The organism is Streptomyces sp. CBMA291 (genome assembly GCF_014596525.1).
Lineage (GTDB): Bacteria > Actinomycetota > Actinomycetes > Streptomycetales > Streptomycetaceae > Streptomyces.
Genome location: NZ_MSJP01000032.1, coordinates 1 through 20,089, shown reverse-complemented (window position 1 = coordinate 20,089; position 20,089 = coordinate 1). Strand labels below are relative to the sequence as shown.

The following is a 20,089-nucleotide window of genomic DNA, read 5'->3' as shown; positions in this document are numbered from 1 at the left end:
CAGCCGGTGGATGGAAAACTTGCAGGTCAGCGTGGTGGAGGCGACGATCCTATGAGTTTGTCCACATGGCTGTCCCCCGCTCCGTGCACAGGATCCGGGGAGTTCTCCACAGCATTGGGGCCTTCGCCCACAGGGCCTGTGGATAACCAGATTGGCTGAACCCTCTCGCGGGCCTACCGTGGTCCGGCGCCCGACGCGCCAGAAGCGGTCGCGAAGCCACTCGTTGATCAAGGCGTGGCGTTAGGAAAGAGTGGCATGGCGAGGTCCGCGGAGCGGACGGGAAGAGGTGCTTGGTGAGCGTTCCCGAGCCGATGGACGACCCCTGGGCCGACAGCGGACCGAGCGACCGGCTGCCCACCCGTACCCGAGGCGAGGGACGGGGGCGTGGCCGTGGACGGGACGACCAGCACGAGCGCGGCGGAGACGGTCCCTGGGACGGCGGGCTCTCCGGTTTCGAGCGCGTGCCCCCGCAGGACCTGGACGCCGAGCAGTCCGTCCTCGGCGGCATGCTGCTCTCCAAGGACGCCATCGCGGACGTCGTGGAGATCATCAAGGGCCACGACTTCTACAAGCCCGCGCACGAGACCGTCTACGCGGCGATCCTCGACCTCTACGCGAAGGGTGAGCCGGCCGACCCGATCACGGTCGGCGCCGAGCTGACCAAACGCGGGGAGATCACCCGGGTCGGCGGAGCCTCGTATCTGCACACCCTGGTCCAGTCGGTGCCGACGGCGGCGAACGCCTCGTACTACGCGGAGATCGTCCACGAGCGGGCGGTGCTGCGCCGCCTGGTGGAGGCCGGTACCAAGATCACGCAGATGGGATACGCGGCCGACGGAGACGTCGACGAGATCGTGAACTCGGCCCAGGCCGAGATCTACGCGGTGACCGAGCAGCGCACCACAGAGGACTACCTGCCGCTCGGCGACATCATGGAGGGGGCGCTCGACGAGATCGAGGCGATCGGCTCCCGCAGCGGCGAGATGACGGGCGTGCCGACCGGCTTCACCGATCTCGACTCGCTCACCAACGGTCTCCACCCCGGCCAGATGATCATCATCGCGGCCCGTCCCGCCATGGGTAAGTCGACGCTCGCCCTGGACTTCGCGCGGGCGGCTTCGATCAAGCACAACCTGCCCAGCGTCATCTTCTCCCTCGAAATGGGCCGCAACGAGATCGCGATGCGTCTGCTCTCGGCCGAGGCGCGGGTGGCGCTGCACCACATGCGCTCCGGCACGATGACCGACGAGGACTGGACGCGGCTCGCCCGCCGGATGCCGGACGTCTCGCAGGCGCCGCTCTACATCGACGACTCCCCGAACCTGTCGATGATGGAGATCCGCGCGAAGTGCCGCCGGCTCAAGCAGCGCAACGGGCTCAAGCTGGTCATCATCGACTACCTCCAGCTGATGCAGTCGGGTGGCTCGAAGCGGCAGGAGAGCCGTCAGCAGGAGGTCTCCGACATGTCGCGAAACCTGAAGCTGCTGGCCAAGGAGCTGGAGCTGCCGGTGATCGCGCTCTCCCAGCTGAACCGTGGCCCCGAACAGCGCACCGACAAGAAGCCGATGGTCTCCGACCTGCGTGAATCCGGATCGATCGAGCAGGACGCCGACATGGTGATCCTGCTCCACCGCGAGGACGCGTACGAGAAGGAGTCCCCGCGCGCGGGCGAGGCCGACATCATCGTGGGCAAGCACCGAAACGGCCCGACGGCCACGATCACGGTCGCCTTCCAGGGCCACTACTCCCGCTTCGTGGACATGGCGCAGACGTGACGGGCTGACCTGCGGGGTCTCCCGTCCCGTGTCGTCCGCGCAGCCGAAAACCCGGCGACATCGGTGGTCGTCCCCGGGATAGTGGGCGCCCATGGATGAGGTCGAAGTCGTCGTCGCCCATTCCGAGCGTGCGACTCTGCGCGTCGGCGACGTGTTCCTGAAGGTCGACGCCGATCAGGCGCGCGTGGACATCGAGGTCGAGGCGATGTCCCTGGCGCCGGTCCCGACGCCGGAGATCCTGTGGCGTGAGCCGCCCGTGCTCGCGATCGCCGCCCTCCCGGGGACGCCGCTCGGGCGTCTCGGCGGGCCGTCGACCGGGTCGCCGGAGGCGTGGGCGGCTGCGGGCGCCGCCATCCGGAGGCTGCACGACGCGCCGCCGCCGTCCCGGCCGGGGCGGGCCGGGCGGAGCGTCGCCGCGCTGGCGGCGGAACTCGACGAGGAGTGCGCGTCGCTCGTGACGGACGGCGTCCTGCCCGCCGACCTGGTCACCCGCAACCGCCGGGTCGCCGAGGCGGCGCTCCGGCCATGGGCTCCGGCGTTCACCCACGGCGACTTGCAGATCGCACACGTCTTCGTCGAAGGCGACGAGGTCACGGGAATCATCGACTGGTCAGAGGCGGGCCGGGGCGACGCCCTGTACGACCTCGCCACCTTCACGCTCGGACACGAGGAGCACCTCGACGACGTCATCGCGGGCTACGGCACCGACACCGACCTCGACGTGATCCACGCGTGGTGGTCGCTGCGCTGCCTGCTGGCGGTCCGCTGGCTGGTCGAGCACGGCTTCGACCCCTTCGCACCGGGCTGTGAGGTCGACGTACTGAGATCCCGGATGTGAGCCGCGCAGGCCCGACCGCCCCCATGGTGCTCCGTGACCAGGCCGGATCCGTGCCGGGCGAGGCGCGGGGACTTTTCGCCCCGGACCGGGTCATTGGACGGGGTATGGAGTTGGATGGGGTGATGACGACTTCTTTTGACGGACTGTTGGCAGGGACCGAGCGGGCCTTGGCCCATCGGGTCGCCGTCGCGCAGGCGGAGGGGCGGGCGCCCTCCTTCGTGGGGGCCCTGGTGCGGGACGGAGCGCTGGTGTGGAGCGGGTCCCGGAGCTGTGTGGACGGGCACGCGCCGGACGCGGACACTCAGTTCAGGATCGGGTCCATCACCAAGGTGTTCACCGCCGTTCTGGTGATGCGGCTGCGTGACGAGGGGCTCCTTGGTCTCGACGATCCGCTGGAGCGGCACCTCCCGGGGACGGGCGTCGGCGAGGTGACGATCGCTCAGCTGCTCGGCCACAGCGGCGGGCTCGGCGCCGAGACGCCCGGTGCCTGGTGGGAGCGGTCCTCGGCCGAGCTGCGGCCCGCACTCGCCGACGTCCTGGGAGAGGAGCCCTTCCTGAGGACGCCGGGACGGCGCCACCACTACTCCAACCCGGGCTACACCCTGCTCGGTTCGCTGATCGAGGCCGTACGCGGAGCGGCCTGGGCCCAGGTGCTGCGCAGCGAGATCCTGGAGCCGCTGGGGATGGACCGGACGACTCCGGAGCCGGTCGCCCCGCACGCGGGCGGCTGGGCCGTGCACCCCTGGGCCGATGTGATGCTCCCCGAGCCGTCCCAGGATCTGGGGCTCATGGCACCGGCCGGACAGCTCTGGTCGACGGCGGCGGACCTGGCCCGGTTCGCCGGGTTCCTCGCCGCCGGTGACGAGCGGGTCCTGGCGCTCTCCTCCCTCCAGGAGATGAGGGCTCCGGCCGCTCCCGCAGGCGAGGGCGAGTGGGAAGGCGGCTACGGGCTCGGCCTTCAGCTGCTGCGCAGGGACGGCCGGAACTTCATCGGTCACAGCGGTTCGCTGCCCGGCTTCGTCGCCGCCCTGTGGGTGAGTGTGGAGGACGGTCTCGCGGGGGTCGCCCTCGCCAATGCCACATCGGGGCCTCTGACGGGGGCCGTGGCCACCGATCTCGTCCGGATCGTGGCGGAGGCCGAGCCGCGCTTCCCCGAGCCCTGGCGCCCGCTTCCCGAGGGTGCGGTCGACGAGGAACTGCTCGCTCTGACCGGGCCCTGGTACTGGGGCACTTACGCCTATGGCCTCAGGGTCGGACCCGGCCGGAGCGTGGTGCTCGAACCGCTGAAGGGCGCCGGGCGCCGGGCTGCCTTCCGGGCACTGCCCGACGGCACCGGCTGGGTCGGGCTCAACGGCTACTACGAGGGGGAGACCCTGCGGGCCGTACGGCGTCCCGACGGCAGCGTGAGCCATCTCGACCTGGCGTCGTTCGTCTTCACCCGGGAGCCGTACGCACCGGCGGACGTGGTGCCGGGCGGAGTGGACGAGGCGGGCTGGCGCGGTCTGTGAGGTGGTGGGGTGGTCCGTTTCACGTGAAACGGACCACCCCACCCATGCCGGAGGACCGAGGGGCTCGCCTTCTCCGGCCCCTCTGAGCGGGCCCGGCCCCGTCGGGCCCGCTCAGAGACTCTTCTTGAAGCCCACGTGGGAGGCCACGAAGCCGAGCCGCTCGTAGAAACGGTGGGCGTCCGCGCGCTTGACGTCCGAGGTCAGCTGGACGAGTCGGCAGCCCCGGCGTTCGGACTCCTCGACGGCCCACTCGATGAGCCGGGTCCCGAGGCCGTTGCCACGCTCCTCGGCGTGGACGCGGACGGCTTCGATGACGGAGCGGACGGTGCCCCGGCGGGAGAGCCCGGGGATCACGGTCAGCTGGAGGGTCCCGACGACCTTGCCCTCGCGGACGGCCACGACGAGGTTCTGGTGGGGATCGCTCGCGAGGACGTCGAAGGCGGCCAGGTACGGGCTGAGATCGTCAGGGGACTCGCGCTGGTTGCCCAGCGCGTCGTCGGCGAGCATCGCGACAATGGCGGGGACGTCGTTCTTGGCGGCGGGCCTTATCTCGAAATCGCTCATGCCCGGCAGCGTATGCCGGAGGCCCCGTCGTGGTCCGCCTTACGCGGGAGCCGCCTGTGCCCGGCCGTCCCGGGAAGGCCGCGAGGCGGTCGCGGGGCGCGTGGGCCGGTCGGGCCGGGTGCCGTCTTCCGTCACGCGGTGACGGTCTGGCCTTCCACGACCTGGACCAGCGGGGCCAGCTCCGGGTTCTTCGATGCCTCGTCGAGGGCTTCGCGGAGCGCGCGGTCGTTGGTGGGACGGGCCTCGTCCAGAAGTTTCTGACCGGCCTCGGTGACGTCCGTGTAGATGCCGCGCCGGTCGGTGGTGCAGAGGTACCGGGTGAGCAGTCCCCGGTCTTCGAGCCGGGTGACGAGCCGCGTGGTGGCGCTCTGGCTGAGGACGACCGCGTCGGCGACCTGCTTCATCTGGAGGTGCCCGCCGGGGCCGTTGTGCTGGCGGCTGAGGACGGAGAGAAGCGAGTACTCCCGCACGCTCAGACCGTGGCGGCTCTCCAGGGCGCGCTCCAGGTGCGACTCGATCCTGCCGTGCAGCAGGGTCAGGGCGCACCATCGCTGGGACAGCGCGGTGAGGGCGGGGTCCGTCGGGGTCATGGCCTCTCCTCGGTCTCCTCGGCGCCGGTACGGCCTTCTGGCCAAGGGTAGACGATGAAGCGCAATAGTGGGCGTGTGCAAGTAATCTGCGGGTCCGAGTCGGCCCGGACCGACTCGGACCGGCCCGGACCGGACCGGGTGGGGCCAGGCCGGACCGGGTGGGGCCAGGCCCAGGAGGGCCGGGCCCGGCCGTGACCGTCGGTGGTGCGAACCCGGGACTACCCGGCGGCGACCGTCAGCGGTGCGAAGCGGCGGAGGAGGTCGCCGGGAAGGTCGGGGAGACCGCGGACCATCACCGAGGTGGTGAAGATCGAGCTGACGCCGTTCCCCTTCAGCCACTCAAGGAGCGAGGTGTGGCGCACGTCGACGTCCGTGCGGAGCGGCCGGTCGGTCGCGGTCGCGAGCGAGGCGATCAGCGCCTTGGCGGTGTCCGGGTCCTGGGCGATCAGCGGCCCGACGACATGGGTGTCCATGTTCGGCCAGATCGCGGCGAAGCCGGTGATCCGGCCGTTCTCCTCCGCGACCCGGAGGTGGTCCGCGAACGCGGGAAGCCGGGTGATGATGTGCGTCCGGTCGATGCCGAAGACCTCGTGGTCGAGACGGAGGATCGCGGGGAGGTCGTCCGCCGTCGCCGCGCGGACCGCGACGGCGGGAGCGGGCTCGCTGAAGGTGAACTGGCCGAGGACCATCTCCGCCCGGCCGATCTCGTTGAAGTCGAACTGCTCGTAGAGGGGCTGCCCGTTCGGCGTCGCGTACAGGGTGACCGGGGTGTCCCCGGTCTCCTCCAGAACGTGCTGAACGAGTCGGCGTCCCACCCCTTGGCGTGCGTACCGCTCCGCGACCAGCATCATGCCGAGTGCCGACAGCTCGGGGCCGTACGGGGTGATGACGCAGCAGGCGGCCAGACCGGAGCCGTCGGGGGCGTCGATGCCGTACCCGGTGCCCGCGGTGAGGAGCAGTCCCCACTTGTGCTCCTCGCGTAGCCAGCCGCGGTCCTCCGAGAGGTCGGCGCAGACGAGGAGGTCGTTCGGGGTGAGGTGCCGGACGGGGAGCTGCGCGAGGGCGGAGGGGGAGATCGGCATACCCTCCAGGCTCTCCGACGAAGTGATCTTTCGTCCACCGCTTTAGCGGAACCGGCCGGTATCCGAGGAGGCGTTGCTTCCATCCCATGGCGTGAGGAACATGTTTCACGTGAAACCGCGAAAGCCTCGCCTCCATCTCTTCGACCTCGACGGCACCCTGATCCGGGGCTCGGCCGCCGCCGTGGAGATCTCCCGGCAGCTCGGTCTCGTCAAGGAGATCGCCGCGCTGGAGGAGGGCTTCCTCCAGCGCGGGCTCACTTCGGACGAGTTCGCCGTCCAGGCGCGTAATCTCTGGGCCGATCTCACCGTGGACCACGTCGCCGCCGCCTTCGAGGGGGCGCCCTGGCTCGGCGGTATCCGTGAGGTCTGGGCGGATATCCGAGAGCGAGGCGACCACTGTGCGGTGATCACCCTCTCGCCCGACTTCTTCGTCGAGCGGCTGCTCGACTGGGGAGTCGACACGGCGCATGGTTCACGCTGGCCCGTCCTGCCCTTCACGGAGCAGATCCACCGTCCGCACATCCTCGACGCACGGGCGAAGGTACGGATCGCCCGGGGTCTCTGCGCGCGGTACGGCGTGGCCGCGGCCGACTGCGTCGCCTACGGGGACTCGATGTCCGACGCGGAACTCTTCGCGACCGTCCCGGAGACCGTGGCGGTGAACGCGGACCACCATCTTGCGGGGCTCGCCCGCCACAGCTATACGGGCGGGGATCTGCGCGAGGCCTATGCCCTGGTCCAAATCCGCGCAGCTTAACCAGAATCCCCGCCCTCTGGCCCGGGAACGCCGCTTTCCGTCCGGGGCGGCCCCCGCAGGCCCATGCTTCGAGCACGGAAGCCGGCCAGCGCGAGGGCGAGGCAGAAGATGGACGCTCCGACCACCACCAGGGCAGCGGAGGCCGCGGACGGCCTCGGGGCGACGGACACCCGCCGGAGACAGGCACAGGACACGCCGGACACCGCCCCGACGGGCGAGAGCGGTACTCCGGCGGGCGGAAGCGGGGCTCTGGCGGGCGGGAGCGGGACCCCGACGGGCGGCAGTGGCACCCTGGCGGGCGCGAGCGGGACTCCGGCGGACGGAAGCGGTACCCCGGAGGAAGGCTGCGGCTTCCCCGGGGCGTCCGTCGACACGCTCCTCGTCCGCCGCTCCCTGGCCGAGATCGCCCCGGTCGCCGACGCGATGACCTCGTACTTCTACGCCCTGCTCTTCATCCGGCACCCCGGGCTCCGCGAGTTGTTCCCGGCGGCCATGGACGCCCAGCGGGACCGGTTCCTCCAGGCCCTCCTCGCGATGGCGGAGCGGCTGGACGACACCCCGGCGCTCACCGCGTACCTGGGGAACCTCGGCCGGAGACACCGTGCGTACGGGGCCCACGCCACGTACTACCCGGCCTTCGGGGAGGCGCTCATCGGGGCGCTCGCCCGGTACGCGACGGAGAGCTGGGGCAGGGAGACCGAGGCGGCCTGGGTCCGTACGTACACACGGATCTCGCAGATCATGATCGACGCGGCGGCGGAGGACGAGCGGCGAGGGCCCGCCTGGTGGCAGGGTGAGGTCGTCTCGCACGAGCTGCGCACCCCGGACGTCGCCGTCGTCACGCTCCGGCCCGATCAGCCGTATCCCTTCCTGGCGGGGCAGTACACGACGGTGGAGACCCCTTGGTGGCCGCGGATCAGGCGGCCCTACTCCTTCGCGGCCGCCCCCCGGCCGGACGGGCTGATCTCACTGCACGTCAAGGCGGTGCCGGCCGGTTGGGTGTCCCACGCCCTCGTCCACCGGGCCCGCCCTGGGGACGTCCTGCGTCTGGGCCCGCCGGCCGGTTCCATGACGGTCGAACACGGCACGGACACGGGTCTGCTCTGTCTGGGCGGCGGCACCGGGATCGCACCGATCAAGGCCCTGGTCGAGGATGTCGCCGAGCACGGGGACCGGCGTCCGGTCGACGTCTTCTACGGGGCGCGCAGCGGCCACGATCTCTACGCGATGGAGACGTTGCTGCGGCTCCAGAGGACCTTCCCCTGGCTCTCGGTCCATCCGGTCACCGAGGAGCAGGGGCGGCTTCCGGAGGCGATCGGACGCTTCGGCTCCTGGGCGGAGCGGGACGCCTATCTGGCGGGTCCGCTCGGCATGGTCCGGCGGGGCGTGGACGTGCTGCGGGGCGCGGGCGTCCCCGTCGAGCGCATCCGGCACGACTTCCCCGCCGAGCTGGACCCGGTGGATCAGCCCAGGTCGGGGGCGTGCATGGCGCGGACGCCCTCGATGTTGCCGTCGAGGTAGTGGCGCAGCGAGAGGGGGACGAGATGGACGGCGGCGATGCCGACCCGGCTGAAGGGGACCCGGACGATCTCGTACTCGCCGACGGGCTCCTCGATCTCGGGTCCGTGCCGCAGCGAGGGGTCCATGGAGTCGAGCCGGCACACGAAGAAGTGCTGGACCTTCACGCCCGAGACGCCGTTGTCGACGATGTGCTCGACGGTGTCGACGAAACAGGGCACCACATCGGTGATCTTGGCGCCGAGTTCCTCGTGGACCTCCCGGTGCAGGGCTCCGACGACGGTGGCGTCGGTGGGTTCCACTCCGCCGCCGGGGGTGAGCCAGTAGGGATCCATCCCCGGCTTGGTGCGCTTGATGAGGACGAGGTCGTCCCCGTCGAGGAGGATGGCGCGTGCGGTGCGCTTGATCACGGGCCGTTCGTTCATGGGAAGAAAATGGCCCGTACGGGCTGTCCTGAAACTCACCACCCGGTGGCGGCGCGCAGCAGGTGCTCATGGGCGCGGGCGAGGGGCGCGAGGGCGAGCGTGCCCGTGCGCACCACGAGGAAGTAGGTCCGCAGCGGAGGGACCGGGGGGTCGAGGAGCGCGACGAGCCGCCCCCGCGCCAGGGCGTCCTCGCAGAGGTAGCGGGGCAGGACGGCGAGACCCGCGCCGGAGGCGGCGGAGTCGCGTACGGCGCGCAGGTCGGGGGCGATGACGGTGGCGGCGACCGCCGGCTTGGTCTCGAAGACGGTCGCCCAGTAGCGGGCGAGGAACGGCAGCGACTCGTGTACTTCGACCACCGGCAGCTGTTCCAGGGCGGTCGCGCCCCTGGCGAGGAGGAGATCGGGGGTGAGCCGGGCGGCCCAGCGGGGAGCGGCGACCAGGACGTATTCCTCGTCGCAGAGCGGGGTGGCGACGAGCAGCCCGCCCCGGGGCCGGGCGGTGGCGACGGCGAGGTCGTGGTGTCCGGCGGCGAGCCCGTCGAGGACCTCCTCCGTGTTGCCGGGGAAGGACGCCCGCAAGGCGAGCCCCTGGCCGATCAGCGGGGTGAGGGCGGGCAGGACGCGGAGCGAGGTGAACTCGGGAGGGCCCGCGAGGTGGAGGGTGCGGACGCCGCCGTCCCGGTCGAGACCGGTGTCGGCGATCTCGGCCAGGGCGTCGAGATGGGGGGCGGCCCGGTGGGCGAGTTCGTCGCCGACGGTGGTGGGGGTGACGCCGCGGGCCTGCCGGAGGAAGAGCGGCCGGCCGAGCTGCCGTTCCAGGGTCCGGATCTGGCTGGTGACGGCCGGCTGGGAGAGTCCGAGGAGCGCGGCGGCGCGGGTGAAGGAACCGGCCCGGTGCACCGTGACGAATGTGCGCAGCAGGGCCAGATCCATGTCCGTCCCCTCCCGGCCGTGGGCCGTTCGACTCAGGCGGTCGGCTGACGGCGCCTCAGGACCGTCCAACTATAAATAAGTCGATAGCTCTCTGTCGCTACCGTGATTGGACACTGACGAACAGTCAATTAGCCTTGTTCCAGCGGTTTCCGCGCCGGAACCGGGGCGTTCCGAGCCACGAGGGGGGAGGCTCGGAGCGCCCCGTTCCCCGCGCCCGGCCGAGTCGGGCGCGGGCCGAGGCTCAGAGGGTCTTCGTACCGCCCCTGGTCTCGTCGAGGGCCCGCAGCACGTCGGCGATCAGGTCCTCCGGGTCCTCGGCGCCGACGGAGAAGCGGATGAAGCCCTCCGCGACGGCGTCCCCGCCCCAGCGCCCGCGCCGCTCCGCCGTGGAACGCACTCCGCCGAAGCTGGTGGCGTCCTCCACGAGCCGCAGCGCTTCGAGGAACGCCTCGGCCCGCTCCCGGTCCGCCAGCTCGAAGGAGACGACGGAGCCGAAGCGGCGCATCTGCCGGGCGGCGATCGCGTGGGAGGGGTCGTCGGGCAGTCCGGGGTAGCGCAGCCCGCTGACGTCGTCGCGCTCGGCGAGCGCCCGCGCGAGCGTGAGCGCCGTGCCGCACTGGCGGTCGATCCGCAGCTGGAGCGTGGCGAGCGAGCGGTGGGCGATCCAGGCCTCCATGGGGCCGGGGATGGCGCCGACGACCTTGCGCCAGCGGCGCACCTCCGCCGCGCGCTCGGGGTCGCGGCAGCTGACGTGGCCGAGCAGGACGTCACCGTGGCCGGTCATGCCCTTGGTGTCGCTGGCGACGGAGAAGTCCGCGCCCAGGTCGAGCGGGCGCTGGCCGAGCGGGGTGGCGAGGGTGTTGTCGACGGCGACGAGCGCGCCCGCGGCGTGCGCCTCGCGCACCAGACGGCGGATGTCGCAGACGTCGAGCCCGGGGTTGGAGGGGGTCTCCAGCCAGAGCAGCCTGGCGCCTTCGAGTACGTCGAGCTGGGCGTCGCCGCCGGTCGGCGCGGTGCGGACCTCGACGCCGAAGGCCCTCAGCTGCTCGTGGAGGAGCGGCAGGGCCTGGTAGCCGTCGCTCGGCATCACGACCGTGTCGCCCGCCTTCAGCTGGGAGAAGAGGACGGCGGAGATCGCGGCCATGCCGGAGGCGAAGACCAGCGTCTCGACGTCCGGTTCCCCCGGCGCCTCAAGCTCGCCGATCGCCTGCTCCAGATGGGTCCAGGTGGGGTTGGAGTCGCGGCCGTAGGTGTACGGCCCGGTCGCCTCGCCCGGCAGGTGGAAGTGCGCGGCGAAGACCGGGCCCGGCAGGGTGGGCTCGTACTTCACGGGCTCGGGAAGACCGGCGCGCACGGCGCGGGTGCCGTCGCCCAGGGGGTGGTGGTTCACGGTGTCCGGTTCTCCAGTTCTCGGCGGATGGCGGTGAGCAGGCCGTCGCTCGCGGCCTCCACCATCTCAAGGCACTGCTCGAAGTCCTGGCGGCCGCCGTAGTAGGGGTCGGGGACGTCGAGGTCCCCGGCGGCCGGGTCGTAGGAGCGCAGCAGGTGTGTCCGGGCGGCCTCCGCCGGGGTGCGGGCGAGCGCGCGCAGCTCCCCGAGGTGTCCTTCGTCGAGCGCGACCACCAGGTCGAGGGCGGGGAACCAGGAGGCCCGGAAGCGCCGTGCGGTGTGCGCGGAGGTGTATCCGTGCGCGTCCAGGACGGAGACGGTACGGGGATCGGCGGGTTCGCCCTCGTGCCAGCCGCCGGTTCCGGCGCTGTCGATCTCGACCGCGTCGCCGAGACCGGCGTCCTCCACGTACCGGCGGAAGACGTGCTCGGCCATCGGCGAGCGGCAGATGTTGCCCGTGCAGACGAAGCAGACGCGGTAGGTCACGGGCGGCGCTCAGTCGGCGTCGGGGAGGGCGACGTTCAGCGCCCAGGACACGACGGAGATGATCAGGCCGCCGAGGACGGCGGTCCAGAAGCCCTCCACGTGGAAGCTGAGGCCGAACACATCGGCCAGCCACGAGGTGAGGAGCAGCATCAGGGCGTTGACCACGAGGGTGATCAGGCCCAGGGTCAGGATGAAGAGCGGAAACGTCAGAAGCTGGACGACCGGCTTGACCAGGGAGTTCACCAGGCCGAAGAGCACCGCGACGAGGATGAGGGCCAGGGCCTTGTCGCCGGTGCTCGCATGGGGATCGTCACCTGTCAGAGTGATGCCCTGGAGCAGCCAGATGGCGACTCCCAGGGCGCCCGCGTTGGCGAGCGTCTTGACTACGAAATTCATCATGTGTCTGATCGTGGCAGACAGGATCGGGCCGAGGGCAGGGGCTGACAGGCGATGAAGGCATTCCGACTGGATGAACTGGAAGCGGAACGCGCCGCGAACCAGGGCGCCTATCTCCAGTTCCTCCGGGAGCGGAACATGTCGGTGGGCCTGTACGCGCTCGACGCCGGGGAGCTGGATCCGCAGCAGCCGCACCGGCAGGACGAGGTGTACTTCGTCGTCAGCGGCCGGGCGTCGATCACCGTGGGGACGGAGACGACCCAGGTGGCACGGGGCAGTGTGGTCTATGTGCCGGCCGGGGTGGAGCACAAGTTCCACCACGTCAGCGAGGATCTGCGGGTCCTCGTGGTCTTCTCGCCGCCGGAGGGCTGAGCGTCGGGACCCTGAGACGTACGGCCTTCCGAGGGGTCCGGCCCCTAGGGGTCGGATCAGGGGAGAGCGGGGGCTGCGGCGTCCCCACGGGTCGCTTCCGGCCCCTAGCCTGGAGAGTGTTCGGCGCGGAGTGCGCGGAACGACTTCGAGAGCGAGGTAGGACGATGGCCGTGCAGCAGATTCTCGCGGGGATGCCCTGGTGGGTGAAGTGGGTCGCCATACCGGCCCTCGTCCTGCTCGTCTTCGGTGGACTGATCACCAGCGTCCTCACTTTCGTGATCAGTCTGGTCTTCAAGGTGCTGCTCTTCGTGGCCCTCGTCGCCGGGCTGATCTACGTCGTGCGCAGGTTCAGTTCCGGCCGTTCGCGTGAGGACTGGTAGATCCGGCGCCCGGTGACGGGCCCCAGAGCCGCCGAGGAGGGTGAGGCTGATGGGGCGCATTAGCCCGGCTGAGGGAACGCGCCGGTCGAATCAGGACACGCGCCCCCGCGCTGCCACTAGAGTGGAATCTCTCCGCCGCGTTGGTGACTACAGGCGTAAACCTCGGTTCTGACCGGCGGTTTCCCAGGCCCGGCGGGCGCGCGGGGGCGGCCCCTGCGGGCGGGTGCAGTGCATCCGTTGTCACGCCTGGGGGTGACCTTTGGCCACGGATACGCAGTCGGCTGCGCCTACCCTGATCGGCTCGGTGCAGCGAGCGCTGAGGCTTCTGGAGGCTGTCGCCTCCCATGCGGACGGCGCCCCGGCCAAGCAGCTCGCCCGGGAGACGGGGCTTCCGCTGCCCACCACGTACCACCTGCTGCGCACCCTGACGCACGAGGGCTATCTGCGTCGGGAAAAGGGTGTGTTCGTCCTCGGGGGCGCCGCCGTGCGGCTGGCCGGTGGCGAAGCCGTGCAGAATCGTCGCATCAAGATCGAAGACTCCCTCGCCCGCTGGCGGGACGAGATCGGGGTGCCGGTCTACTTCGCGGTCTACGCCGAGGGCGAGATCGAAGTCGTCGCCGTCGCGGACGCTCCCTCCTCCCCCGCAGTGGAGGAGTGGGCCGACTTCCGCGAGACGGCGCACGCCCACGCGATCGGTCAGTGCCTGCTGAGCCAACTCGATCCGAAATCTCGTCAAGACCACCTCGACCGCCATCCGGTGGAAGCCCTCACTCCGTACACGGTGCGTAATCAGCGCCTGCTTTTGGAGCGTTTGGGTGGTTTGGAGCGAATGGAGCCCCTGGTGGAGCGGCAGGAATATGCGCTCGGCACGGTCTGCGGCGCGATCCCTGTGACCGTAGGTTCCACTGCGGCCGCTGTGGCGATTTCACTCCCGTTTCACCAGCAAGAACGGTTGCTCCCAGCAGTCGAACAGCTACGTACGGAGATGGGAAAGCTCTTCAACTCGCTCGCGTTCTCTATCAGTATCTGAAAAATCACTCCTTGTGATCTGGTATCGCGTACAGCACGATTGCGTCAAGAGGGCTACGGGGGATCATTCCTGGCCGTTTCGGTCACAGCTTTCAGCAGCTGTTTACGCAACTGCTTCATCTACTGCGGGGTACATGATGCGAGAGTCGGTTCAGGCCGAGGTCCTGATGAGCTTCCTCGTCTCCGAGGAGCTCTCGTTCAGAATCCCGGTGGAACTGCGGTACGAGACCTCTGATCCCTACGCGGTGCGGATGACCTTCCACCTCCCCGGGGACGCCCCGGTGACCTGGGCATTCGGCCGGGAGCTGCTGCTCGACGGGATCAACAGGCCGAGCGGGGACGGCGATGTGCACATCGCCCCGACGGAGCCCGAGGGCCTCTCGGACGTCTCCATCCGGCTCCAGGTCGGGGCCGACCGCGCACTGTTCCGCGCCAGCACACCGCCTCTGGTCGCCTTCCTCGACCGCACGGACAAGTTGGTCCCACTCGGTCAGGAACGGAGCCTGGGCGACTTCGAGGACAACCTGGAAGCCGCACTCGGTCGCATCCTGGCGGAAGAGAGCGCGGGTCCGGCCGCCTGACCCACCCCCGCCCGACGGGCCGGTTCCCGCCGCCCCGCGCCTCTCATCCGGCGCGGCGGTGGCCGCCCCGCGTGCCGGTCGCCGATCGCGTACCGCCGGCCGACCGGGCGCCCGCTCCCCGACGACCCCGGCCCGCCCCCGGGCCCCCGGACGGTCCCCGGCCCCGGCCCCGGCCCCGAGCCGTGCCCCCGCCGTCCGGTTCTCCGCCGTTCGTGCCTCCGGCGTCCGCGCGGTCGGCCGAGACCACCAGTGCCGCGAGCGCCGTGGTCAGCGGTACGGAGGCGACCAGACCGATCGACCCGACGAGCGTCCGGACGATCTCCTCGGCGACCAGCTCGCTGTTGGCCACCGTGCCCATGCTGCTCTGCGCGATGGAGAAGAGCAGCAGCAGCGGGAGTGCGGCGCCCGCGTACGCCAGCACGAGCGTGTTCACGACCGAGGCGATGTGGTCCCGGCCGATCCGGATGCCCGCCCGGTAGAGCGCGCGCGGCCCCATCCCCGGATCGGCCTGGTGCAGCTCCCACACGGCGGAGGTCTGGGTGACCGTCACATCGTCGAGCACACCGAGCGATCCGATGATGATCCCGGCCAGCAGCAGACCGGACATGTCGATGTTCGGATAGAGACCGTGGATCAGACCGGTGTTGTCGTCGGTGTTCCCGGTGAGCGAAGCCCAGCCGATGAAGAGCGACCCGAGCAGCCCGATGAGCAGCAGCGAGATCAGCGTCCCCAGCACCGCGACCGAGGTGCGGGCCGAGAGCCCATGGCACAGATAGAGCGCGGCCAGCATGATCGCGCTCGACCCGACCACCGCCACGACCAGCGGATTCGATCCCTGGAGGATCGCCGGAAGGATGAAGAAGGTCAGCACGAGGAAGCTGATGACAAGTGCGACGAGCGCCATCAGGCCCCGCAGCCGGCCGACCAGCACGACCGCGACCGCAAAGATTCCGGCCAGCAGCGCGATCGGAAGCTTTCGGTTCACGTCCGTAACCGAGTACTGAAGGTCATGAGGGGCCTCGGGAGCGTACGCCACCACCACGCCCTGGCCCTCGCGCAGTTGACGCGGTGCGTCCGGCTGCACGATCTCGGTGAACCTCCGCCCCTTCTGCGGACCGCTGGTGACCTCGACCGTCGCCTTCGCGCACTCCCGCTGCCCGGACCCGACCGCCTCGCGCCCCCCGGCGGAGGCGTCCCCGGGCGGCGCCTGCGCGGCGTTCACGGACGCACAGTCCACCCGCAGGACGGAGACCACCTTGCCCTGCTCCGTCTGCCGGTCGAAACCGACCCCCGTGCGCTCGTGCGCCGGGGTGCCGCCCGGCCACAGGACCGCCAGACCGACCACGACGGCGGTGGCGAAGGGGATCAGGACGGCGGCGATGACCTTGCGCAGATGACGGGAGACCGGGATGGCGGGGCCATGGCTGTGGCTGTGCCCGTGGCCGTGCCCAGGGCCGTGCGGTTCGGGGGTCTGGTGGGGGGAAGTCACCGGCCGATCATCGCAAGAACGGCGGGGGCCCACTGTTCAGCACGCCCGGGATGGCGCTAGCGTGGTGACACCTTTGCACACGCGGGAGCTCGGAGCACCGGGCTGAGAGGGCGCTGATCACCGTACGCGCGTACTGATGTACGTACGGGACAAGGCTGCGCCGACCGCCGAACCTGTTACCGGGTAATGCCGGCGTAGGGAGATCAGGTCTCATGACCCTTCAGGATGCACGCACGCCTGCCTCCGACCAGAACCAGAGCGACGGGCCGGAGCGCACGCCCGGCTGGCACAAGGGGTACGTCCAGGGCTCGCGCCCCGACCTCCGGGTGCCGGTCCGTCAGGTGCACCTCACCAACGGCAAGGACGTCACGCTCTACGACACGTCCGGCCCGTACACCGACCCGACCGTCGACACCGACGTACGCCGGGGCCTGCCGCCGCTGCGCGAGAACTGGATCGTCGGGCGCGGCGACACCGAGGAGTACGCGGGCCGCCCGGTCCGCCCCGAGGACGACGGCATCAAGCACACCTCACCGCGCGGCGGCGGACTCAAGAACCTCGACGCCGTCTTCCCCGGCCGCCCCCGGCTGCCCCGCCGGGGCCGCGAGGGCCGGGCCGTGACCCAGCTCGCGTACGCCCGCCGGGGCGAGATCACCCCGGAGATGGAGTACGTCGCGATCCGGGAGAACGTCTCCCCCGAGGTCGTACGGGAGGAGATCGCGGCGGGCCGCGCGGTGCTCCCGGCGAACGTCAACCACCCGGAGATCGAGCCGATGATCATCGGCAAGCGGTTCCTGGTGAAGGTCAACGCCAACATCGGCAACTCCGCCGTCACCTCCTCGATCGAGGAGGAGGTGGAGAAGATGACCTGGGCGACCAAGTGGGGCGCCGACACGGTCATGGACCTGTCCACCGGCCGCAATATCCACACCACCCGCGAGTGGGTCCTGCGCAACTCCCCCGTGCCCATCGGCACCGTGCCGCTCTACCAGGCCCTGGAGAAGGTCGACGGCAGGGCCGAGGAGCTGAGCTGGGAGATCTACAAGGACACGGTCGTCGAACAGGCCGAGCAGGGCGTGGACTACATGACCGTGCACGCGGGCGTCCTCCTGCCGTACGTGCCGCTCACCGCCCGCCGCAAGACCGGCATCGTCTCGCGGGGCGGCTCGATCATGGCCGCCTGGTGCCTCGCCCACCACCGGGAGAACTTCCTCTACACGCACTTCGAGGAGTTGTGCGAGATCCTCGCGGCCTACGACGTCACGTACTCGCTCGGCGACGGACTGCGCCCCGGCTCGATCGCGGACGCCAACGACGAGGCGCAGTTCGCCGAGCTGCGCACGCTCGGCGAGCTGAACACGATCGCCAAGCGGCACCACGTGCAGACGATGATCGAGGGCCCCGGGCACGTCCCGATGCACAAGATCAAGGAGAACATCGACCTCCAGCAGGAGATCTGCGAGGAGGCGCCGTTCTACACGCTCGGCCCGCTGACGACGGACGTGGCGCCCGCCTACGACCACATCACCTCCGGCATCGGCGCGGCGATGATCGCCTGGTGGGGCACGGCGATGCTCTGCTACGTCACACCCAAGGAACACCTGGGCCTGCCGAACCGGGACGACGTGAAGACCGGCGTCATCACCTACAAGATCGCGGCGCACGCGGCGGACCTCGCCAAGGGGCACCCGGGCGCGCAGGAGTGGGACGACGCGCTCTCGGACGCGCGGTTCGAGTTCCGCTGGGAGGACCAGTTCAACCTGGCGCTCGACCCGGACACCGCCCGTGAGTTCCACGACGAGACGCTTCCGGCGGAGCCCGCGAAGACCGCCCACTTCTGTTCCATGTGCGGTCCGAAGTTCTGCTCGATGAAGATCTCGCAGGACATCCGGCGGGAGCACGGCGGCACGCGCCAGGAGATCGAGGACGGGATGGCCGCGAAGTCCAAGGAGTTCGCGGCGAGCGGCAACCGGGTGTATCTGCCGCTGGCGGACTGAGCCCTCGCGCGCGGTGCCGGTACCGGTGTTCCGCACCGGTACCGGCACCGTCGGAGGTCCCGCCCCGGCGCCGGGCGGTCTCAGGCGTCCGGCGTGTCGGACGCGGCGGTGGCCGCCAGCAGCTCGTGCAGGAAGGGCTGGATACCGCGCTCCAGAAGGGCCAGACGCCAGGCTTCCCGGGCGCGGGACAGCTCGTCGTCCGGCGTCCCGCCCGGCTCGACCGGCCGGTTCCGCAGCGCCGTCACCAGGAGTCCGGTGGCGGCGCAGAGCAGCCCGGCGGCGGCCACGATCCCGAAGACCAGCCCTGCGGTGAGGAGCGTCGAGCCGAACACCACGGCCGGGGCCAGGGCGTGCAGGATCGATCCTGCGAGGAGGAAGACGACGGCCGCCGTGCCCGCGAGGATCGGCACCAGGACGCCGAGGACGGCGAGGACGCCCGCACCGCGCTCCGACCGGTCGGCGGGGACCGAGGGACGGCTGCCGAGGACCGCGCGGTGCTCGGCGCGGAGTCGTACGAAATGCTCGTACTCGTTCGCGGCCGCGCTGGTGACCAGGGCGGTCGCGTTCAGCGTGAGGGCGCGGAGCTGGACGCGGGTCAGCCGGGGTCCGGCACCGTCGATTTCCGGACGGGCGCGGGCCGTGTCAAGGGCGCCGTCGAGGAGCCGCATGTACTCGGCGCGGTCCTCGGTCAGCAGGTGCGGAGCCACGTTCATGTGCGTCCCCCGATGCTCCGTCGGGTGCGGCTCCGGCCATGACGAAACAGCTGGTCGGACGCAGACGGAGGAGAGCCTGCCAAGGATGGACCGATGGTAGGGCCGGGATGCCGGAAGCGGACAGGGTCTTCCCGGAAATCGCTGTGCCCGGCTGCGGGGGGTGACGCTCAGTCGTCCAGGGGGAGGGAGACGACCAGCAGCTTTCCGGCCATGGTCACTCCGCCGTCCATCGCGATGGCGAGCCCGTCGGCGTAGACGTGCGGTCCGTCGACGACGGGCACGCTGTCCTCGCCGTCCTCCGTGCCGACCTGGCCGAGGAGGTACGGGATGGGGCTGTGGCCGTGCACGATCCGGTGCCCGCCGTAGGTGGAGAGCAGCTCCCGTACGGCCAGCGGACCGGCCTCGTCGCGGAAGGCGAAGCGCTTGGTGAACTTCCTGAAGAGGTCCCAGACCTCGTCGGCGTCGTTCCTGGTGAGGATCTCGTGGACCGTGTCGTTGACGTCCTCGATGGTCTCGCCGTATTCGAGGTACGCGGTGGTGTCGGAGTGCAGCAGGAGGTGGTCGTCCTCCTGGACCACGGCGTCGAGCCGGGACATCCACTGGAGGTGCACGTCCTGGAGGCGGTCCATGTCGTTCTTCTGGCCGCCGTTGAGCAGCCACGCGGCCTGGAAGGTGGCGGTGCCCGCGCCGGAGTTCACCGGCGTGTCGGCGAAGCGCTTGGCGCCGATGAGCAGCAGCTCGTGGTTGCCCATGAGGGCCTTGCAGTAGCCGCCGGCGGCGGCCGCCTCGGCGGAGAGGCGCATGACGAGGTCGATGACGCCGATGCCGTCGGGACCCCGGTCGGTGAAGTCGCCGAGGAACCACAGACGCGCGTTCCCCGCGGACCAGCCGCCGTTCTCGTCGATGAGGCCCTGCGCGCGCAGGGCGCCGACCAGCTCGTCGAGGTAGCCGTGGACGTCGCCGACGACATAGAGCGGGCCGGGCCCCTCGGTGCTCGCGGGGGAGGGCGCGGCGGCGGAGGGCTCGGGGGCGACGGGGACCTGGACGGTGTCGCCCCGGTTGATGACCGGCAGATCGCGCTCGGTCGGCGTGTATCCCTCGGGGAACTCGCCCTCGGGGAAGGCCCCGGGGTGCCCGGCGGCGACGGGGGCGGGGGCGAAGGCCGGGGCGGCTGGGGCGGCCGGGGCGGAAGCCGCCGGGGCGGGGTCCGTCGGCGGGGTCCGCAGGCCGAGGAGGAGGGTCGGCGCGGTCGGCTGAGGGGCGGGCGG

21 protein-coding genes and 1 riboswitch are annotated in these 20,089 nt (G+C 70.8%); of the genes, 10 read left to right on the top strand and 11 right to left on the bottom strand.

Annotated elements, in window-relative coordinates; genetic code table 11:
- Positions 1-293 precede the first annotated feature (293 nt).
- From dnaB to BU197_RS09080, 3 genes are all read left to right on the top strand, one after another.
- A complete protein-coding gene (gene dnaB / locus BU197_RS09090) occupies positions 294-1,775 on the top strand; it encodes a replicative DNA helicase (protein WP_188267728.1) in 1,482 nt (493 codons plus the stop codon).
- A 91-nt stretch (positions 1,776-1,866) separates the two neighbouring features.
- On the top strand, positions 1,867-2,613 hold the full coding sequence (locus tag BU197_RS09085) for a phosphotransferase family protein (RefSeq protein WP_188267727.1): 747 nt from the start codon (positions 1,867-1,869) through the stop codon (positions 2,611-2,613).
- Between the two features lie 122 nt (positions 2,614-2,735).
- Positions 2,736-4,121, top strand: coding sequence for a serine hydrolase domain-containing protein (locus BU197_RS09080; protein ID WP_188267726.1), 1,386 nt, complete (start codon positions 2,736-2,738; stop codon positions 4,119-4,121).
- A 111-nt stretch (positions 4,122-4,232) separates the two neighbouring features.
- Here the strand turns inward: BU197_RS09080 and BU197_RS09075 are convergent, their stop codons facing one another.
- The 3 genes from BU197_RS09075 to BU197_RS09065 form a co-directional block, all read right to left on the bottom strand.
- The gene (locus BU197_RS09075; protein WP_188267725.1) at positions 4,233-4,685 is read right to left on the bottom strand and encodes a GNAT family N-acetyltransferase; all 453 of its coding nucleotides are present in this window, start codon (positions 4,683-4,685) and stop codon (positions 4,233-4,235) included.
- 131 nt (positions 4,686-4,816) lie between these two features.
- Positions 4,817-5,275, bottom strand: a complete 459-nt coding sequence (locus BU197_RS09070; protein WP_188267724.1) for a MarR family winged helix-turn-helix transcriptional regulator — start codon at positions 5,273-5,275, stop codon at positions 4,817-4,819.
- A gap of 218 nt (positions 5,276-5,493) precedes the next feature.
- Positions 5,494-6,357 (bottom strand): GNAT family N-acetyltransferase, encoded by an 864-nt coding sequence (locus BU197_RS09065; RefSeq protein ID WP_188267723.1) that lies wholly within the window; start codon positions 6,355-6,357, stop codon positions 5,494-5,496.
- 100 nt (positions 6,358-6,457) lie between these two features.
- On the opposite strand from BU197_RS09065, the gene BU197_RS09060 reads away from it, so the two are divergent.
- Positions 6,458-7,114: an HAD family hydrolase gene (locus tag BU197_RS09060; protein ID WP_188267751.1), complete on the top strand. Its 657-nt coding sequence runs from the start codon at positions 6,458-6,460 to the stop codon at positions 7,112-7,114.
- 108 nt (positions 7,115-7,222) lie between these two features.
- Entirely contained in the window at positions 7,223-8,635 is a 1,413-nt protein-coding gene (locus tag BU197_RS09055) for a globin domain-containing protein (RefSeq protein ID WP_223182536.1), read from the top strand.
- Here BU197_RS09055 and BU197_RS09050 read toward each other — a convergent pair.
- The 5 genes from BU197_RS09050 to BU197_RS09030 form a co-directional block, all read right to left on the bottom strand.
- Positions 8,578-9,057: an NUDIX domain-containing protein gene (locus BU197_RS09050; RefSeq protein ID WP_188267722.1), complete on the bottom strand. Its 480-nt coding sequence runs from the start codon at positions 9,055-9,057 to the stop codon at positions 8,578-8,580. The genes BU197_RS09055 and BU197_RS09050 overlap by 58 nt on opposite strands.
- 35 nt (positions 9,058-9,092) lie before the next feature.
- Positions 9,093-9,989: a LysR family transcriptional regulator gene (locus BU197_RS09045; RefSeq protein ID WP_188267721.1), complete on the bottom strand. Its 897-nt coding sequence runs from the start codon at positions 9,987-9,989 to the stop codon at positions 9,093-9,095.
- A gap of 241 nt (positions 9,990-10,230) precedes the next feature.
- Entirely contained in the window at positions 10,231-11,379 is a 1,149-nt protein-coding gene (locus BU197_RS09040) for a cystathionine gamma-lyase (RefSeq protein WP_188267720.1), read from the bottom strand.
- The gene (locus BU197_RS09035; protein ID WP_188267719.1) at positions 11,376-11,864 is read right to left on the bottom strand and encodes a low molecular weight protein-tyrosine-phosphatase; all 489 of its coding nucleotides are present in this window, start codon (positions 11,862-11,864) and stop codon (positions 11,376-11,378) included. The genes BU197_RS09040 and BU197_RS09035 overlap by 4 nt, the downstream gene beginning before the upstream one ends.
- A 9-nt stretch (positions 11,865-11,873) precedes the next feature.
- A complete protein-coding gene (locus BU197_RS09030; protein ID WP_188267718.1) occupies positions 11,874-12,263 on the bottom strand; it encodes a phage holin family protein in 390 nt (129 codons plus the stop codon).
- A 51-nt stretch (positions 12,264-12,314) separates the two neighbouring features.
- Between BU197_RS09030 and BU197_RS09025 the strand changes: the two genes are divergently transcribed.
- The 4 genes from BU197_RS09025 (at position 12,315) to BU197_RS09010 (ending at position 14,622) form a co-directional block, all read left to right on the top strand.
- Positions 12,315-12,632 carry a cupin domain-containing protein gene (locus BU197_RS09025; RefSeq protein ID WP_188267717.1) on the top strand — a complete coding sequence of 106 codons (318 nt, stop codon included), beginning with the start codon at positions 12,315-12,317 and terminating at the stop codon, positions 12,630-12,632.
- 164 nt (positions 12,633-12,796) lie between these two features.
- Entirely contained in the window at positions 12,797-13,012 is a 216-nt protein-coding gene (locus BU197_RS09020) for a DUF5326 family protein (protein ID WP_188267716.1), read from the top strand.
- A 292-nt stretch (positions 13,013-13,304) separates the two neighbouring features.
- A complete protein-coding gene (locus BU197_RS09015) occupies positions 13,305-14,042 on the top strand; it encodes an IclR family transcriptional regulator (protein WP_411158466.1) in 738 nt (245 codons plus the stop codon).
- A gap of 136 nt (positions 14,043-14,178) precedes the next feature.
- Entirely contained in the window at positions 14,179-14,622 is a 444-nt protein-coding gene (locus BU197_RS09010; protein WP_188267749.1) for an SsgA family sporulation/cell division regulator, read from the top strand.
- A 43-nt stretch (positions 14,623-14,665) separates the two neighbouring features.
- On the opposite strand, the gene BU197_RS09005 is transcribed toward BU197_RS09010, so the two are convergent.
- Complete coding sequence (locus BU197_RS09005) at positions 14,666-16,111, bottom strand: YibE/F family protein (RefSeq protein ID WP_188267714.1); 1,446 nt, start codon at positions 16,109-16,111, stop codon at positions 14,666-14,668.
- A gap of 71 nt (positions 16,112-16,182) precedes the next feature.
- A riboswitch (TPP riboswitch) is annotated at positions 16,183-16,330 on the top strand.
- On the opposite strand from BU197_RS09005, the gene thiC reads away from it, so the two are divergent.
- The gene (thiC, locus tag BU197_RS09000) at positions 16,324-18,108 is read left to right on the top strand and encodes a phosphomethylpyrimidine synthase ThiC (protein ID WP_188267713.1); all 1,785 of its coding nucleotides are present in this window, start codon (positions 16,324-16,326) and stop codon (positions 18,106-18,108) included. (Overlaps the previous riboswitch by 7 nt.)
- 80 nt (positions 18,109-18,188) lie before the next feature.
- On the opposite strand, the gene BU197_RS08995 is transcribed toward thiC, so the two are convergent.
- Positions 18,189-18,821: a hypothetical protein gene (locus tag BU197_RS08995; protein WP_188267712.1), complete on the bottom strand. Its 633-nt coding sequence runs from the start codon at positions 18,819-18,821 to the stop codon at positions 18,189-18,191.
- A 167-nt stretch (positions 18,822-18,988) separates the two neighbouring features.
- Positions 18,989-20,089 (bottom strand): metallophosphoesterase (locus tag BU197_RS08990; RefSeq protein WP_411158465.1); only part of this gene is annotated, 1,101 nt, incomplete at its 5' end.

What these genes read in the sequence shown, in the direction of transcription:
- BU197_RS09055 (WP_223182536.1), top strand. Translation starts at nt 7,223, where the DNA reads ATGGACGCTCCGACCACCACCAGGGCAGCGGAGGCCGCGGACGGCCTC.
- BU197_RS09010 (WP_188267749.1), top strand. Translation starts at nt 14,179, where the DNA reads ATGCGAGAGTCGGTTCAGGCCGAGGTCCTGATGAGCTTCCTCGTCTCC.
- BU197_RS09050 (WP_188267722.1), bottom strand. Translation starts at nt 9,057, where the DNA reads ATGAACGAACGGCCCGTGATCAAGCGCACCGCACGCGCCATCCTCCTC.
- BU197_RS09060 (WP_188267751.1), top strand. Translation starts at nt 6,458, where the DNA reads ATGTTTCACGTGAAACCGCGAAAGCCTCGCCTCCATCTCTTCGACCTC.
- thiC (WP_188267713.1), top strand. Translation starts at nt 16,324, where the DNA reads ATGACCCTTCAGGATGCACGCACGCCTGCCTCCGACCAGAACCAGAGC.
- BU197_RS09070 (WP_188267724.1), bottom strand. Translation starts at nt 5,275, where the DNA reads ATGACCCCGACGGACCCCGCCCTCACCGCGCTGTCCCAGCGATGGTGC.
- BU197_RS09075 (WP_188267725.1), bottom strand. Translation starts at nt 4,685, where the DNA reads ATGAGCGATTTCGAGATAAGGCCCGCCGCCAAGAACGACGTCCCCGCC.
- BU197_RS09065 (WP_188267723.1), bottom strand. Translation starts at nt 6,357, where the DNA reads ATGCCGATCTCCCCCTCCGCCCTCGCGCAGCTCCCCGTCCGGCACCTC.
- BU197_RS09025 (WP_188267717.1), top strand. Translation starts at nt 12,315, where the DNA reads ATGAAGGCATTCCGACTGGATGAACTGGAAGCGGAACGCGCCGCGAAC.
- BU197_RS09020 (WP_188267716.1), top strand. Translation starts at nt 12,797, where the DNA reads ATGGCCGTGCAGCAGATTCTCGCGGGGATGCCCTGGTGGGTGAAGTGG.
- BU197_RS09085 (WP_188267727.1), top strand. Translation starts at nt 1,867, where the DNA reads ATGGATGAGGTCGAAGTCGTCGTCGCCCATTCCGAGCGTGCGACTCTG.
- BU197_RS09080 (WP_188267726.1), top strand. Translation starts at nt 2,736, where the DNA reads ATGACGACTTCTTTTGACGGACTGTTGGCAGGGACCGAGCGGGCCTTG.
- BU197_RS09030 (WP_188267718.1), bottom strand. Translation starts at nt 12,263, where the DNA reads ATGATGAATTTCGTAGTCAAGACGCTCGCCAACGCGGGCGCCCTGGGA.
- BU197_RS09045 (WP_188267721.1), bottom strand. Translation starts at nt 9,989, where the DNA reads ATGGATCTGGCCCTGCTGCGCACATTCGTCACGGTGCACCGGGCCGGT.
- BU197_RS08995 (WP_188267712.1), bottom strand. Translation starts at nt 18,821, where the DNA reads ATGAACGTGGCTCCGCACCTGCTGACCGAGGACCGCGCCGAGTACATG.